The sequence below is a fragment of the Geminisphaera colitermitum TAV2 genome (assembly GCF_000171235.2).
Lineage (GTDB): Bacteria > Verrucomicrobiota > Verrucomicrobiia > Opitutales > Opitutaceae > Geminisphaera > Geminisphaera colitermitum.
This window is the reverse complement of record NZ_ABEA03000094.1, coordinates 89,329-104,195: the sequence shown is the minus strand read 5'-3', so window position 1 is coordinate 104,195 and position 14,867 is coordinate 89,329. Positions and strand designations below refer to the sequence as shown.

General features: G+C 61.4%; 10 protein-coding genes and 1 pseudogene. 2 read left to right on the top strand and 9 right to left on the bottom strand.

The window, feature by feature from the left end:
- Positions 1 to 91: 91 nt before the first annotated feature.
- The 4 genes from OBACDRAFT_RS10530 to OBACDRAFT_RS25265 all read right to left on the bottom strand — a co-directional run bounded on the left by OBACDRAFT_RS10530 (position 92) and on the right by OBACDRAFT_RS25265 (position 6,050).
- On the bottom strand, positions 92 to 1,357 hold the full coding sequence (locus OBACDRAFT_RS10530; RefSeq protein ID WP_052361669.1) for a glycoside hydrolase family 28 protein: 1,266 nt from the start codon (positions 1,355 to 1,357) through the stop codon (positions 92 to 94).
- Positions 1,354 to 2,322: an alpha/beta hydrolase gene (locus OBACDRAFT_RS10525; protein ID WP_052361667.1), complete on the bottom strand. Its 969-nt coding sequence runs from the start codon at positions 2,320 to 2,322 to the stop codon at positions 1,354 to 1,356. Before OBACDRAFT_RS10525 ends, OBACDRAFT_RS10530 begins: the two co-directional genes overlap by 4 nt.
- A 240-nt stretch (positions 2,323 to 2,562) precedes the next feature.
- A complete protein-coding gene (locus OBACDRAFT_RS10520; protein ID WP_081721956.1) occupies positions 2,563 to 5,307 on the bottom strand; it encodes a beta-galactosidase in 2,745 nt (914 codons plus the stop codon).
- The gene (locus OBACDRAFT_RS25265; protein ID WP_052361662.1) at positions 5,304 to 6,050 is read right to left on the bottom strand and encodes a type II secretion system protein; all 747 of its coding nucleotides are present in this window, start codon (positions 6,048 to 6,050) and stop codon (positions 5,304 to 5,306) included. The genes OBACDRAFT_RS10520 and OBACDRAFT_RS25265 overlap by 4 nt, the downstream gene beginning before the upstream one ends.
- Positions 6,051 to 6,100: 50 nt before the next feature.
- Between OBACDRAFT_RS25265 and OBACDRAFT_RS10510 the strand changes: the two genes are divergently transcribed.
- Positions 6,101 to 7,309: a LacI family DNA-binding transcriptional regulator gene (locus tag OBACDRAFT_RS10510; protein ID WP_157837023.1), complete on the top strand. Its 1,209-nt coding sequence runs from the start codon at positions 6,101 to 6,103 to the stop codon at positions 7,307 to 7,309.
- 316 nt (positions 7,310 to 7,625) lie between these two features.
- Here OBACDRAFT_RS10510 and OBACDRAFT_RS10505 read toward each other — a convergent pair whose 3' ends face one another.
- On the bottom strand, positions 7,626 to 9,206 hold the full coding sequence (locus OBACDRAFT_RS10505; RefSeq protein ID WP_043585380.1) for a PstS family phosphate ABC transporter substrate-binding protein: 1,581 nt from the start codon (positions 9,204 to 9,206) through the stop codon (positions 7,626 to 7,628).
- Between the two features lie 160 nt (positions 9,207 to 9,366).
- Here OBACDRAFT_RS10505 and OBACDRAFT_RS10500 point away from each other — a divergent pair, with 160 nt between their 5' ends.
- Entirely contained in the window at positions 9,367 to 11,262 is a 1,896-nt protein-coding gene (locus OBACDRAFT_RS10500; RefSeq protein WP_052361657.1) for a polysaccharide deacetylase family protein, read from the top strand.
- Positions 11,263 to 11,734: 472 nt separating this feature from the next.
- Here the strand turns inward: OBACDRAFT_RS10500 and OBACDRAFT_RS10495 are convergent, their stop codons facing one another.
- The 4 genes and pseudogenes from OBACDRAFT_RS10495 to OBACDRAFT_RS10475 form a co-directional block, all read right to left on the bottom strand.
- Positions 11,735 to 12,280, bottom strand: a complete 546-nt coding sequence (locus OBACDRAFT_RS10495) for a hypothetical protein (RefSeq protein WP_043585379.1) — start codon at positions 12,278 to 12,280, stop codon at positions 11,735 to 11,737.
- 23 nt (positions 12,281 to 12,303) lie between these two features.
- Positions 12,304 to 13,067 (bottom strand): annotated as a pseudogene (locus tag OBACDRAFT_RS26465) (IS5 family transposase).
- A 56-nt stretch (positions 13,068 to 13,123) separates the two neighbouring features.
- Positions 13,124 to 13,921, bottom strand: a complete 798-nt coding sequence (locus OBACDRAFT_RS10480) for a hypothetical protein (RefSeq protein WP_043585378.1) — start codon at positions 13,919 to 13,921, stop codon at positions 13,124 to 13,126.
- A 69-nt stretch (positions 13,922 to 13,990) separates the two neighbouring features.
- Positions 13,991 to 14,854, bottom strand: a complete 864-nt coding sequence (locus OBACDRAFT_RS10475) for a hypothetical protein (protein ID WP_043585377.1) — start codon at positions 14,852 to 14,854, stop codon at positions 13,991 to 13,993.
- Positions 14,855 to 14,867: the final 13 nt, after the last annotated feature.

Here is a 14,867-nt window from a genome sequence, read left to right as displayed (position 1 = left end):
CCGATGTAGGGGCTTCGCTTGCGAAGCCCGCGAGTGAGGTTGTGTGCTCCGTCCGGCTGGCACGGGCTTCGCAAGCGAAGCCCCTACGGGATTAGCTGATTTGCACGTTTTCCAAAGTCACTCCGGCGGCGTGCGTGAGGGTGGCGGGACGGGTGGCGTGGAGACGAAGATTGCGCAGGGTGATCGACTCGGGCGGGAGGGCGGCGTCACCGGTGATATCAAGCGCTTTGCCTGCGCTGGCGCAGGTGACGTCTTCGATGAGGATGTTGCGCATGCGTGTGGGCGAGGGTGTGTTGGATTGGAAGGCGCTGCCAACCTGTCCCTTGGCTACGCTGCCGTAATCCATGTGGATGATGATGGCTTCGTCGATGATGTCGCTCATGCGGATGTTACGCATGTGGATGTTTTCAACAAAACCGCCGCGTCCGGGTGCGCTTTTGATGCGGATGCCGCGTTCGGTGCCGCTGAAATCGCAGTCCTCGACCAGCACGTTGCGGATGCCGGAGGAGAGTTCGCTGCCGAGCACGATGCCGCCGTGACCGCGTCGCGTGCGTATCCGGCGAACAATGACGTTTTCCGTGGGACGGTTTTCGGCCCAGCCGTCTTGGTCGCGTCCGGATTTGAGGCAGATGCAGTCGTCGCCGGTATCGACCAGGCAGTCTTCGATCAGGACGTTGCGGCAATATTCGGGGTCGATGCCGTCGTTGTTGGGTCCGTTGCCGAGGATGCTGAGGCCGCGCAGGGTGACGTTTTCGCAACCGACGGGATGGACGAGGTAGGCGGGGCTGTCGCGCAGGGTGACGTTTTCAATGAGCACGTCGCGGCAGTTGATAAATTCGAGCATGTTGGGGCGAACGCAGTCGGCCACGGTGCCGAAGATGCGTTCGGCGATGGGCACGCGGCGCGCCACCATGTCGATGAGGCGACGAACGCCGTCTTCGTTTTTTTTCCATTCCCACCAGGCGTCGCCTTGTCCGTCAAAGGTGCCCCGGCCTGTGATGGCAATGTGCGTGGCGTCGCGGGCGTAGAGCAGCGGGTGAAAATTCATTACCCAGCATCCGGCGCGGTGGGCGAGGACTGGCGGTTGGTAGTCGGCGTGTTCGCGGCTGAAAACGACGTGCGCGCCGGTTTCGAGGTGGAGGCGGATGTGGCTGCGGAGGCAGATGGGGCCGGTGAGCCAGCGGCCTGCGGGGACGGTGAGGGTGCCGCCGCCTTGCGCAGCGAGGGTGTCGATGGCGTTGGCAAAGGCTGTCGTGCAGGATTGGATACCGCCTTCCTGCGCGCCGTGTTCAAGGAGGTTGGTCGCAGCAGGCGGAATCTGGAGCGGCGGGAGAGCGGCGAATGGGAGAGATGTCATTGCTCAGCGGGCGGGGACGGGGGCGGGAGGATGGCGTTGCGGCGGAGGAAGTTTTCGATCTTGCCCAGACCGTCCTTTAGGAGAGCAGGGTCTTTGCTGATGTAGCCGTGGTCGCCGCCTTCGTGCGGGTAAAATTCGCAGGTGTTGCCAGCAGCGAGCATGGCGTCGTGGAATTTTTGCGCGTTGGCAAAGGGGACAGTGCGGTCAGCGGTTCCGTGAAAGAGGATGGCAGGCGGAAGGCCGGAACGAACGTGGTCAACGGGGGAGAGTTCTTTCCAGCGGGCACCGATCTTTTTGTTTCCGTAGCCGGTGCGCGACGTGTCGATGACGGGGTTGAAAAAGATGAGCGCGTTGGCGGCACAGGAGATGGAAGTGTCTTCGCCGGGTTCGTCGATGTCGGGACCGATGAGGAGCGTGGTGGAAGCGGTGAGGTGTCCTCCGGCGGAGCCTCCGGCCACGGCGATGCGGGCGGGATCGATGCGGAGTTCGGCGGCGTGGGCACGCAGGTAACGCATGGCGGAACGGGCGTCGCGCACGCTGTCAAAAACAGTATTCTTGTCCGAGATGGTGCCACCGTAGGCGTTCTTTTCGGCTTCGCTCTGCTTGTGCATGTCCTTCCAGCCGGGGATCAAGCGGTATTGGAGCGCGAAGGTGACAAGGCCCATGTCGGCAAATTTTTTGGCGAGTTCGACGGCATTTTTGCGCGTGGGGCGTCCGTGGTCCCAACCGCCGCCGTGGATAAAGAGAAGCGCGGGACGGGCGTCAGCGGAGGGGGGGGAGGAGGCTGGTTCGTAAATGTAGAGGTGAAGCGGGATGTCACCTGCGGTTTTGTAAACGACTTTGTCCGGGAGCGGTGTGGTGACAGCGGGAGCAGCAGTCGCAGCGGTGACGGCGGAAAGGGTGGCGGTCACGATGATCGCAGCGAGAAGAGGTAATATGCGGAGAGGGTTGAGTTGGTGTTTCATAACAGGGAAAGGATCACATGTGCGTTGGGAAAAGAGAAGCGCACATCAGCGCGCTGGGCCTTTTGGAATGCGGTGATTTATCACCGCTTTGGACAACGCGATTTATCGCGTCGCCCGATGACACATCGAGGAGATGAAAGGGCTGGAGGGGCGGGCCGTTAAAACGGCCCGTCAAAGCGGCGATGAATCGCCGCACTCCACAATCGCGGGCGAGACGCCCGCGCCACGTCTTCTGATGCGTCATTGCGTAAGCTTGGCTTCCACGTTTGCGGCGCAGATGGCGCGGTCGGTGCCGGTGGAGTCTGACCAGCGGGCGACAAGTGGATAGAGCCAGTTGCGTTTTAGTGCGGAGGCTTCGGCAGGCGGAGTGACAGTGAAGGTGACTTCCGTTGCTTGGTCGGTGGGAATCTCGGCGGGCGTCACGGTCCAGCCTTGCACGGCGGCGAGACGGAGTTTTCCAGCAGTTGTGGTCGCGGAGGCGGCAGTCTGATCCACGAGTTGCACTTTGACTTGGAAGGGGACGCCGGGACGGATGCGGGCAGCGTGTCCGTCGATGGCGCGATCGGGCGTATCTATCTTTGGGATACCGATGAGCGGCGAGTAGTTTTTTAGCAGATACAGCACGCCGGCGCTTTCGATGGCGGGGAGTTTTACGCGGTGATGGTTTTTGTCGCCTTTGAGCGACGTGACTTCGACGGGGACGAGTCCGGCGTCTTCGGCGGGAGCCCAGAGGGCGCGAGTCCATGGGCCGCCGGGAAGGGGGAGTTCGAGCGTGGTGGCGGGAACGCGTTCGGCGGGGTCGGCTGAGCCGCGCACGGTGGCAACAATGGCGAGGTTGCCTCGGGAATCGACAACGGGTTGCTCGACGCGAATGATGGCGGCATCGGCTGCGGTGATGTTGCGTCCGCGCAGTTTGTAGGCGGGCGCGACTCCGGCGTCGCGCAGGAGCGAGGCGAGCCAGCGGCTGATGGCGCCGCCGGGTTGTGGCGTGGCGGCGTCGCCGGTATCGGCAGTTTCATTACCGTGAGAGGAGGCGAATGTGGAGACTTCGACGGGGAGGTTCACGTCTTCGCGAAGGTCGCCAGTCATGAAGGCGAGGTGTATGACGCGGCCGTTGCCAGCGGTGTTGGTGGTAACGAGCGGGCGAGCGTCGTCAGTCGCGAGGAGGGTTTTTGTTGTGGAGGTAGTGGTGCGCACGTCGAGGCGTCCGGTGGCGCGGACTCCAGTGAGCGGTGCCTGGCGTTTGCCGAAGGTGAAACGAGAGGCGGGAGTGTTGTCATAACGACCGAGCGCGACGCCGAGGATGGGTTCGAGCTGGCGTTTTTCACGGTGGAGTTCGTCGAAGTGGCCGGGGCGTTCGTCAGCAAGGAGGACGCCGCCGTTGCGAACGTAATGGGTGATGGCGGCGGCTTCGGTTTCGGCAAGGTGTTCGGCTCCGATGAGAACGAGTGCGTTGTAGTTTTTTGTCAGATACGCAGCGTCGAGCTTGGTTTCGGGAATGACGTCCACCCAGTAGCCTTGTTCGCGCAGCCAGCCGTAAACCATGACGCGGTGATTCATGGGGTATGCCCATTTGGATACACGGCGGTCGGTGCGTTCGGAGAGGACCGAATCGCGGCGGGGGAGGAGGAGGGCGAGGCGGGGGAGGCCGGGCGCGGGGGCGGATTCTTTCCAGAGGGTTTCGGTGCGGTGAACCATGTGCGCCCAGCGGGCGGCGTAGAACATCTTGGAGCGGGGTGTGCCGTCGGGCGCGAAGTGGCCGAAGCTGGCGTAGTCGCCTTTCGCGCCTTCGTAACCAGTGGTGAAGAAGTTGACGGCTTTGAGGCCGTTGGGGAGCACGCGCCAGAAGGTGGCCGCCCATTGGTGGCCGGGACCGCCGTGGTTGTTGGTTTCGGGGCACATGGTGCCGTAATCGCCGGGGTTGCCGTCAAGGGGGCGGATGATGTTGGTGATGTAGTTGATTTCGTAGGATTGACGGTCACCGGCACCGTAGATGTTGGAGCCTTGGAGTCCGCCGCTGATGGAGCGGGTGCGTTCGCCAAAGATGACGTTGTCGTAGGGTTTGTTGCGGTGGGTAAAGGGCATGTCGATCGTCTGCTGGGTGGATTTGTAGACGATGGGACGGTGTTGCGGATCAGCGGTGTGGAGGGTGTGGGCGAGGTCGGCGAGGAGAGTGGTGAAGTGTTCGCTTTGGAAGGTGTGCCAGGCGAGGTACTCGGCGGGGCGCTTGGCAAAGTCGTTGGGGGGGGGGAGGAGGTAGCTGGCGGAGTCGGCGATGGCGGCAAAGCTGGGGAGTTGGGTGCCCCAGGTGCGGTTGAGGTCGTCGATGTTTTTGAATTTTTTTGGTAGCCAGGCAGCGTAGGCAGCGCGGGCTTGGGGGGAGTGGTCGGGGTAGGCTTCCCATTCGTTGTCCATGCCCCAAAAGAGGGTGGGGCGGGCAGTGGGAGTGGCGGACCAAGGGGAGTCGGCACCGAGTTTTTGCATGTAGTCGGTGAGGTAAGCGCGAGTACCGGGGTAGTAGGTGTTGGCTGCGTTTTTGTGGGCGCGTGTTTTGAAGGGGGTGCCGTCGGGGGTTATGAGGGGGGGGAAATTGCCGTATTTGCCGACCGGGCCGGGAGGGCTCGGTTTTTTGCGGGTGAGGGAGTTGGCGGCGCGGGCTTGGGTGTAGTAAAGGAGTCCGTGGTCGGTGTTGAAGGAAAGGGCGTCGTCGGGGAGTTCAAAGGGGGAACCCGCGTAAAAGCCGTAATTGTCGGCTTGGGCTTGCCAGAGGTTGAATCCGGCTTGGACCACTTGGTGCGGCTGGCCGGGCCTCATGCCGATTGGCATGTAGCCTGACAAGGGAACTCCATCGGCACCGATTTGTAACGAATACGCGGATACGTGATCAAGGGGATCGCTTGGTGCCGCGTGAATAGACAGGAAGTGAATACCAGTCGCAAAGCAGATGGCTGCACGACTGGTTTGGATGAGGGAATGGAGCGTCATGGTTTAAAGAAAAAGGGCTCTCCAGGGACTTTCCAATTGATGCCGCCTTCGGCATAGGGAATGGCAGTGTCGTCAACAGTCTCGTCGGGATTGTCGTTGCCGCGACGGGTCACGATTGCGCCGGAAACCATGAGACAGTTCATTCTGCCATGATGGCGGTACTTGGGTGAAGTGCCTGTTTCGCCAGGTTTGCCTGATATGTCGTCACCATTGACGCCAAAACTCCGAGCTTCCCACAAGAGGAGCGTGCGGGAGGGCGCGGGAAGAGCAGAGTAGTGGAGCGATTTTTCAAAGTTTTGTTTGTCCTTCTCGCCAGTGCCCAGATTGAGGTTCTTGTTGTAGCGATAGCCGCGGCGGGTTTCGTGATATTCAGGATTTGCCGCATATTCTGCGGAGCAGCGGGAAAGCAGGGTGGGACAGGAGGCGCTACGACCAACCGCTTCGGTCCGTTTGATAACGGACATGTAGTAGCCGATTCCATCCACATTAAGCCACTTGGGATTGTTACTGCTGCCTTGAGGGAAGCGATCCTTGTTATCCACGACGAACATATTGAATGCCACGCCGTATTGGCGAAGCGTGGACACGCAGACGGATGCGCGGGCGGTTTCGCGCACACGGTTGACGACAGGAATGAGGATGCCCGCCAAGACACCGATGATGGCGATGACCGTGAGGAGTTCGATCAGGGTGAAGCCCCTTACGGCGCGAGGCCGGTATGAATATAAGACGGGGTGTTGCATGTGGAAGAAAGTTTTAAGGTTGTTCGATTGCGGGTGGGGAAAAGACGACTGTGAATAACGAAGACCACAAACGGGTTGAAATCCAGCGGATGCTTGCTTTACGTAAAGGAATGGCCCAATCCATCCCCATTTCCTCCGGCTCTGATTCTGTTGCTTCTGTTGCGGACAATTCCGCCAAGGCATCAAAAGCGAAGGCGGCGGGCAAAAGTGCGGGCGGCGAAGGGGAGAAATCAAAACCCGTGCCATTGCGTGTGATCGCAGCACAGGCGAACGTCACGCGCATGACGGTGTCGCTGGCCTTGCGCGGGCATCCGTCAATCCCACCACGCACGCGCAAGCGCATCACGGACATTGCCCAAAAACTCGGCTACCAGCCAAACCCGGAAATGTCGGGCCTGATGGCACGCCTGCGCACCGTCACGCGCACGCGCAACGAGGTCACACTGGCACTTGTTACCGATTTGTCGTGGGAGCGATTCCCCACCTACCGCGATTACTTCGACGGAGCCAAGCGGCAGGCGGAGCAACTCGGCTATTCGCTGGCCGAGTTCAACCTCAACCGGGAGCACATGAGCGAAAAACGCCTGAGCCAGATCCTATGGTCGCGGGGCATCGAAGGCGTATTGATTTTCCCACTGCTTTTCGAGCCGGGAGAATTCAGGTTGCAACTGGACTGGGAAAAATTCTCGGCGGCAACGATCGCGTTTTCCGTGGCGAAACCACAAATACACCGGAGTTCCTCGCACCACACGCAGGTGGTGCAGGAGGCGTTCCGGCGGCTGCACGGGCTTGGCTACCGCCGGATCGGGCTGGCGTTGCCCGCGCACCATGACGCGCGCACGGGACACCATTGGCGCGCGGGCTTTTTGTGCGCGCAACATCTGCTGACGGCCAAGGGCGCACAACCGGTGCCGCCATTGATCACGCCGCGATGGGACTTCGAAACATTCTCGTCGTGGTTTCATGAATACAAACCTGACGCCGTGCTGGGGATCGACCGCCCGGTGACAGACTGGATCGAACGCTGCGGCGCCCGGGTTCCGGATGACGTGGGTTATGCGAGCATCGACCTCACGGTGGCGGTGGGCAACGACGTGAGCGGCATGAATCAAAATTCGGTGGAAATCGGCGCGGCGGCGCTCGATTTGGTGGTGAGCGGTGTGCGGCAGCACGAACGCGGTGTCCCGAAGCACCCGAAGATCGTCATGATTGAGGGATTTTGGCAGGCGGGCGGTACTACGCGCCGCAAGCAGCGGTGAGGTCAAAAATCGCCGGCGCGTGACCGGCGATTTGGAAAGCGATACTTCCGGAGTCGGCGTCGGTGTCTGCCAGCCCCGGTGCGAGTCGGCATAGATTTCGAGAAACCCATCACTCGCGCCACCCTCCGCTGCACCATCACACCTGCCACCGAGTAACTGATCTTACGCGAAACATTCGTGGCGCGGGCGTCCCGCCCGCTTCTGAGGGAAGTGCCTCTCCGCCCTGTTTCATGGCGGCGCTCCGCGCCGTCTGCGGGCGGGACGCCCGCGCCACTTCCCAATCAAAACGCCATGAAATCCCGATGCCGTCAGACCCTCACGGCGACGGCGCGGGTTCCAGCCCAACGTAACCGGTTTCCTCAATCAAACGCTGGCCCTGCGGCGAAAGGAACCAATCGATGAGTTCACGCACATGCGGATTGGGAACGGCGAATTTTGTCTCCGACGGTTTTATTGGTGATGCCGTCACGGCGAAGACATCCACGGTGTAAGGATATTTGCCCGAACGAATTGCCGCAGGCGTGGGTTCCACGCCGTCGATCCGGAGCAAACGAATCGGACGCTCGGGGCCCATCTGCGTCGCGAACACCCGGAACGAATACCCGATGGCCTCGCTCCTGTTGCGCCAACCCGCCACGCGCTGGATGACGCCGCCCATGGCTTGGGCAAACTCCTCGCGCAACGGAGCGGGCAACGGCTCCCCGCCCATGACCTTGCGCTCCATCGCCGTCTGGCTGCCCGACCCCTTGGGACGCTGAAAGGGAACAATCTTTTCGTTGCGCCCGCCCACCTCGCGCCAGTTGCGGATCTTTTTCGTGTAGATGGCACGAATCTGGTCGGTGTTCAGCCCTTCGATCGGATTGTCCTTGTGCACAAAAAACACAAACGCCTCGCGTCCGATCGGCGTAAGATTGAGTGCCAAACCCGCCTCTCGCGCCGCCGCCTCCTGTTCGGGTGACGGACGCGCCGCAAAAATCAGATCCGCCCTGCCCTTGATCAACCACTCGTAAGCGCGTGGCGTGGTCGAGGCACCCACCAACTGGTCCACCTCGTAATCCTTCAGATTTTTGTAAATCGCTTGGGCGGCGGCAGCGAGAACCGGATACGCCGCCGTCGCGCCATCAAGCTGCGGATGCTTTTCGGAAATCGTCAGCGTGGGCGCATCGATTTTCACAAGCCGGTTGCCCTCGCGATGCGGATGGTAGTCCCGGGTATAAAACTGATCGGGAAACGATGCGTCCTCCGGGCGTCCGCCGACGAAACCGGATTTCATAATCAATACGCGCCCGACAATGGCGGCCAGCAGCACGGCCAGCGTCAGGCTCCAGACAACACGCCCTCGCAACGCCGAGCGTGGAGCCCCGACCGCGCGAAATCCCAGCGCCATCCCGCATCCGTAAGCAGCATAGATCAGCAACGGCGGGCCAAGAAACATCCACGGCGAAGGCACGCTCAACAACGCCCCAACAGAAGTCAGTAATGTTGACGGCAGATGGGTTAGCCCAAAGACGATGAGAAATATCGTAAACACCGCCCCCTCTTCAGGGGCAGGAAACAGCAAGCCTGCCAAAGCGACAAACAACGACCACAGGCTCGCGATGAGCACCGGCTGGTAACGAAGCCAGAAATCGCCCGGTGGCGGCGGACATTCTGCCATCCTCACTCCGTCATCAGATTTTGGATACGCGCGCAAAACAACTTTTTTCCCCTCGCGTCCGAGCAACCAGACCAACAGCGCGCCGGCGATGCTCACTGAAACGCTCATGCCGCTGTCCGGCAATATGCAGTCCAAGACTCCCGCACCAAGCACGGCGACCAGAAGCAAACCCTGAAAAATCACCGGGAATACCAATAACAGATACAGCAGGGAACGGCCAAGATACGGGGGCCTTTTCATAATGAAGCAATTCTCTGAAAAGCATATTCAATGCAACTCTTTGCGATAGCACGCCTGCGGCGTCAGACGCGCATTTTTTTTGCATGAGCAAGCCAGACTTTGAGGTTTGCCATCGTTCCACTTGCCCGCGTGGGGGCAGACCCCCATATCTTGGCTTTTCATGAGATTCATCGTGCGCATCCACCGCCATTGTTTCCTGTTCATTCTCGCCGCCATGTGTTCATGGCTGCCGATGTTGTCCGCCTCCTCCGCCGCCACCGGGTCAAGGCAGACGATCACGCTCGCACCTGGCGAGGCGACCGGCGGAGAGAGGGTTGCGCTCGACGACGGACGCAGCGCCGTCAGCCTGCCGGCAGCAAGCGATCCAAATACCGGATACAAATGGCGCCTGCCGGCCCCCCTCCCCCCCGGCTGGTGGGAAATGACAGTCGAGTTTGCCAAACGTCCCAAGGACTCCTCTCGCATAAAATTCTTTTTCGGCACTCCACTCGCCCCGGTTTTTGATCTCACCGATGCGGAAAACGCGTGGGGCATCGAACAGTTTCGCCTGCGCCTCTGGTGCACCGCCCCGCTCGCCTCGCTCGAAGTGCGTCCGCAACGCCACATGCCCGAGACCATTCGCGCCATCAAGCGCGTTACCTTCGCGCCCGTCGATGGACCCGCGCCATCCGCCTCGGCTGATGCCACCGCCAACGCCTCGATTGCACCGCGCATGCTCGGCCTCCTCGTGGAGACGACCACGTCCGCGTTGCCGTCCGGCCTGCCGCCCGGCAACTGGCAAATCAGCCCGGCTTTCCGTTTTCCCGCCGCTGTTCGCGGTACCCTTTCCGGTGCAATGACCGTCATTGGTGCGGATGGCGAACGCATCACCGCGCCCATGTCCCGGCGCGTGAACGTTTATCTCGATCAGGCGCCCGTGTCGCTTGAGTGGCCCGCCTCGGTCGCGGACAATACCCCCCCCTCCCCTGCTGCGCCCGGCACCGGCCTCATAAACCCCATGAGCATCAAAGGGGCGGTCTTGCAATCCGTGCCCCTCTACCAGCCCCGCCTGCCGCTCGATCGCAAAAACGCGCCGCTCCCCGTCGCCAGCCCGGACCGGCGGACGCTCGTCACGCTCTCCTTTGCAACCGGCACCGGCGTATCCGATATTAAAAGACAAGTTGCCCTTCCCCTCCTGCCTTGTGGAGCGCAAACCGCGGTCGTCACCAGTTGGGACGACGGCGCGGCCAACGACCAGCGCTGCGCCGCCGCGCTGGAGAAACATGGCTTCCACGGGACCTTTTTTCTGATGAACAACCAGGCCGGGCGCGCCGACTTTCTCGCCGAGTTGGAACGCCGCGGCATGGAGGTCGCCTCGCATTCGCTCAACCACCCGCACGCCTGGACCATCGCCCCCGGCCTATGGGCTGCGGAGTGCCTGCAAATGCGCCTGCGACTGGAGGCCGCCCTCGGCCATCCCGTGATCTCATTCGCGTATCCCTACAACCACGTCCCCGCCTGCGACGCGCGCGGCGACTACGTGCTGCGCGGCGTGCGCGAAGCCGGCTACCTCTCCGGGCGCACCACGCGCACCGGCGGCGAAACCATCACCGGCTACGCCGAACCGCTCGCCCTCGTTACCGACGCCCATTTCCTCGCCTCGCCCGACCGCCTCGAACAAGCCTGGCAGCGCGCCGTGTCGCAACCCGGCGGCGTATTCTATTTTTGGGGACACTCCTACGAAATCCGCACCGAGGCGGACTGGCAAAAATTCGACGCCTTTCTTGCCCGTTACGGACGCCAGCCCGGCGCCTGGTATGCGACGCAAGGCCAGTTGTTTCTCTGGCGCTGGCTGCGTGACAACGTCCGCATCGACAACATCACGGACACACGCAACGGCCAGCTCCGTGTCACCCTGAGCTGGCCCGAACTCGACCGCTGGCTGGCAAAACAAGTGCCGCTCACCGTACAAGTGCCCGCGGACGTGGCGCGGGTGACAATCGAGGCGGCTGGCACTGCTCCCCGGGAACTCCCGGCGACCGACGGTCTCGTGACGCTGCCTGCCGATCTGCTCTAATCTGCCGTCCTGTTTGAAAGGTCGCGAAGCCGAAGCAGAGAGCGACGGTTGGAAACCACCGCTCCTGTAGCCGTTGTCTTAACGGTAGGGAGGCCTCTCCGAGGCCTCCGAAACCACGCTCCATCTACCTATGAATTTCGCATCCTCACACTACGCACGGCGGAGGCCTCGGACGGAGCGCAGCAGCGCGGAGATGGCATCGCCGAAGGCGATGGCCCAAAGGGCTGCCCTCGGCAGAGGGCACAAAGGCCTCCCCCGTAACGCGAAAAATGTTTGGAATGGGTGCCGAAAAACCCTGAAACGGGTGCCAAGCGCGTAACGCGCGAAATGGGTGCCCCTCCTCCCCCCCCCCCCCCCGCCCCCCCCTCCATGCACACCCCATGCATCGCAAATGCAAAGCCCCCGCATGACTCATGCGGGGGCTAAAAATATCACCGCCGTGATGGAAATTCTGCTCAGGAATTAGTGGCGATCATGTTTTTAGTCGTTTATAGAAGCCGACCCATTCGGCCTCGGTGGTTTGTGGATTGGCTGATAACTGCCGCCACATGACCTCGGCAGGTGTGCCACGCTCATAGGTCGGGAGAAACGTGATGCCGGCGGCATCGAGGATGCGCAGCCAGCGTTCGAGGCTCTTGAGAGGGTCCTTGAGCACGGGTGGGCAAAGCACGACAAGTCCGAGCGGCGTCAGGACGGTCTCCTGTTCGATCGCGCGGGTGAGCACCGCGCGCAGTTGCGTGAACTGGATCGGCGTCAGGCCGGGCGGGAGCGGCAAATCCTTTAGCGCCGGCGCGAGGACGGGCGGCAGGATTTCCGGGAGCACGTAGGGCGCGGATGGCGTCCATGGGATTTCCTCGGTGCTGGCGGCATCGGCGGCGACCGCCTCCGCAATCGCCGCCTGCTCTGACGCGGGGACAGGCCCCAACAGATCGTCAAGATCGTCGCCAAGGGCTGTCTGCACGCCCGTTGTCATGGCGAGCAGGCAGCCGAGGCATAGCAGATTGAGGAGTGGTTTCATCGTCGGCAGCTTAGAGCGTGTAGTCACGAGATTGAAGCCCAGAGGATGGCACACCTGAATTGGACGGCAGCGAGGAAAGAGGAGGCTCGTTTTGCGTATCGGGTTGCGATGCCGCGCCATTGCTTGAGTCGTAGGAATGCATTTTCTACCAGATGCCTGATCCGATAAAGATAAGGGTCATATTCGCGTTGTTCTATGCGATTGGTCTTTGGAGGAATCTGCGGGCAGATGCCTGCGGCCTGCGCCATTTCGATGATGGCGTTGGTGTCATATCCCTTGTCGGCGATCAGATGGTCTGCGGCAATGCCTTCAATCAACCTGCCAGCCTGTGTGCAATCAGCCGTGGAACCCGCTGTAACAATGACTCGCACCGGCATACCATGCGCATCCACGGCCAAATGTAGTTTGGTGTTTCGCCCCCTTTTGTCAGACCGATCGCCTCGTTTCCACCTCTGGCTCCCGCCGCATGCGGATGGATTTTGACATGACTGGCATCAATCATCAGCCACTCAAAATCGGGCTCGTTCATCAGTTCCGACAACAGGCGCTCCCAATGCCCCTTGTCTCTCCAGCGACAAAAACGCCTGTGCGTGTTGCTCCACCCTCCGTAATCCTCTGGAAGATCCCTCCAAGGCGCACCAGTGCGTAAAATCCACAGAACCGCGTTGAGGAACTTGCGGTTGTCCTCCGCCACCCCTCCCCACGCTCCTTTCCTTCCAGGTAGCAGCGGCTCCAGAACGCTCCAAACTCGGTCCGAAATGTCGTGACGGTGTTGATCTTTCGCCATGCTGACATTCTCCATCACAAAAAAACTCAGTCAATCTTATCTCGTGACTACACGCTCTAGTTGGATTGCTTGATTTTTTCCGCGAGGTGCGCGCCGATCTCACGGACATCGTCCTTGCGCTTTTTGGCTGCTGCCGTCCGGAGGTCGGCCGGGAGCGTGGCAATCGCGGCTTCCTCGTCTTGCACGAGCTTGAGCGCGGCGGCGCGATTGGTGTTCCAGGTGGCGCGGACCAGGTTGTTGAAAAACCTGTCGTAGCCCGCACTCACGAGTCCTTTGCCGATCGAGCGCTGATAGAACGCGGGGAAGATTTGCTCGGTGATGCCAAGTGCTTTGGCCCGCCGAGCAACGGCACTGGCGACGCCGGGGCTGTCGGTGCCGGGCAGATCGGCGAGTTCGGCGGCCGTCGCATAGTATTGGTAATAAAAATACGCCTGCTTGCCGGTGCCGAGCGTGAGGAGCCGGGCGGCGAGTGCGCGGTCGTCAGCGTCCTGTGCGAACACCGAGGCGACTACGCCGTCAGCATCGGTGTTTTTGAGCGTCAGATGCCTCTTGATGAGCGTAGAGGCCACGCCCGGATTATTCTCGCTGATCTCATTGATGTGGTCGGCGATGAGCGCGGCAACCTCAGCCTTGTGCTCCAAGTTGTGCGCGAGGATAGCGGCCTTGCGCTGCGCGGTCAGAGTAGCGACGGCCTCCTTGTTCTGCGCCACTTTCGCTGCGGCGATCTGTGCGTCGTAGCTCTTGGCAACGGCGTCGGCGGCCTGATTGAGCGCAACGGCCTCGCTGGTGGACGAGGCGAATGCGAGGCCCGCGCCGAAAATAGCGAGAGCCGTGATGATGATGGATTTCTTCATAACGTTATGTTGTTTGGTATTTGTCTTAAAAATCCCGACGTATCGGGAAAGTGGATTAGGAGCTTGGAGCTAATAGCTTGGAAATGTGGTCACCCACTCGACGGAGGGGGTGCGCCAGAGCGAATGCCCGTCTGCATCCTGTTCGTGCTGGGTGTAGTCCATGAGGTTGTAGGTCCAGGCGAGGGCGGCGTTAGACGGCGTGATGGTGGCCGAGACCGGCACGTAGATCACGATGCTGCCAACGCGCCCGTTGGCGGAAATCTTGTTGCCGATGCCGCCGCTGTCCGTGAGGGGGAGGCTGCGAATCTTGCGCGTGTCTCCGCCCGCGATCGCGCCGGTGGCCGTGTAGTAGATGCGGGTGTTGGCTGGGATCACCTGCCCGCTGACGGAGCTGCCCGAGAGGTCCGGCGTGTGGATGTAAACGGTCAGCGTGCCGCTGGCGTAGTTGTCGGTCGCCAGCTTGAGCTCCGCGTCAGTGTAGCCGTCCGGCATCTGGATCGTGATCTTCGCGGCCACCGGTTGCGGCGTGCGGGCGTCCACGTAGCCTTTGTTCGTTGGATTTTCGAGCGCGGTGGGTGTCTGCACATGGAATTTCCCGCTCGCGTCACGCATTACGAGGCTGGATGCGCTGGCCGAAACATTGTAAGGAATCGACGTTTGTGCGCCAGCCGCCGAGACCCCGTAAACGGTCTGAGGGGTAGTCACCCGCTGCACGGCATTGTCCGCTTTCGCGCCCTGGGCGGCGGTGGCGAAAGTGCCATCGAGGGCGCCGGCAATGGCGGCGGAGTTCGCCTCCCAAAAGTTGGCCGGGGCGCGCAGCGTGCCGTCCGGGTTGGTGGCAACGGTGAGGAACGACGGCGGGGGGAGCGTCTGCGCAAGGAGGACGAATGGGGCAAGGGTCGCAGTAATGAGAAATAGGATACGATGGATCATGGCGGTGGCGGCT

What these genes read in the sequence shown, in the direction of transcription:
- OBACDRAFT_RS25265 (WP_052361662.1), bottom strand. Translation starts at nt 6,050, where the DNA reads ATGCAACACCCCGTCTTATATTCATACCGGCCTCGCGCCGTAAGGGGC.
- OBACDRAFT_RS10530 (WP_052361669.1), bottom strand. Translation starts at nt 1,357, where the DNA reads ATGACATCTCTCCCATTCGCCGCTCTCCCGCCGCTCCAGATTCCGCCT.
- OBACDRAFT_RS10525 (WP_052361667.1), bottom strand. Translation starts at nt 2,322, where the DNA reads ATGAAACACCAACTCAACCCTCTCCGCATATTACCTCTTCTCGCTGCG.
- OBACDRAFT_RS10475 (WP_043585377.1), bottom strand. Translation starts at nt 14,854, where the DNA reads ATGATCCATCGTATCCTATTTCTCATTACTGCGACCCTTGCCCCATTC.
- OBACDRAFT_RS10480 (WP_043585378.1), bottom strand. Translation starts at nt 13,921, where the DNA reads ATGAAGAAATCCATCATCATCACGGCTCTCGCTATTTTCGGCGCGGGC.
- OBACDRAFT_RS10520 (WP_081721956.1), bottom strand. Translation starts at nt 5,307, where the DNA reads ATGACGCTCCATTCCCTCATCCAAACCAGTCGTGCAGCCATCTGCTTT.
- OBACDRAFT_RS10505 (WP_043585380.1), bottom strand. Translation starts at nt 9,206, where the DNA reads ATGAAAAGGCCCCCGTATCTTGGCCGTTCCCTGCTGTATCTGTTATTG.
- OBACDRAFT_RS10495 (WP_043585379.1), bottom strand. Translation starts at nt 12,280, where the DNA reads ATGAAACCACTCCTCAATCTGCTATGCCTCGGCTGCCTGCTCGCCATG.
- OBACDRAFT_RS10500 (WP_052361657.1), top strand. Translation starts at nt 9,367, where the DNA reads ATGAGATTCATCGTGCGCATCCACCGCCATTGTTTCCTGTTCATTCTC.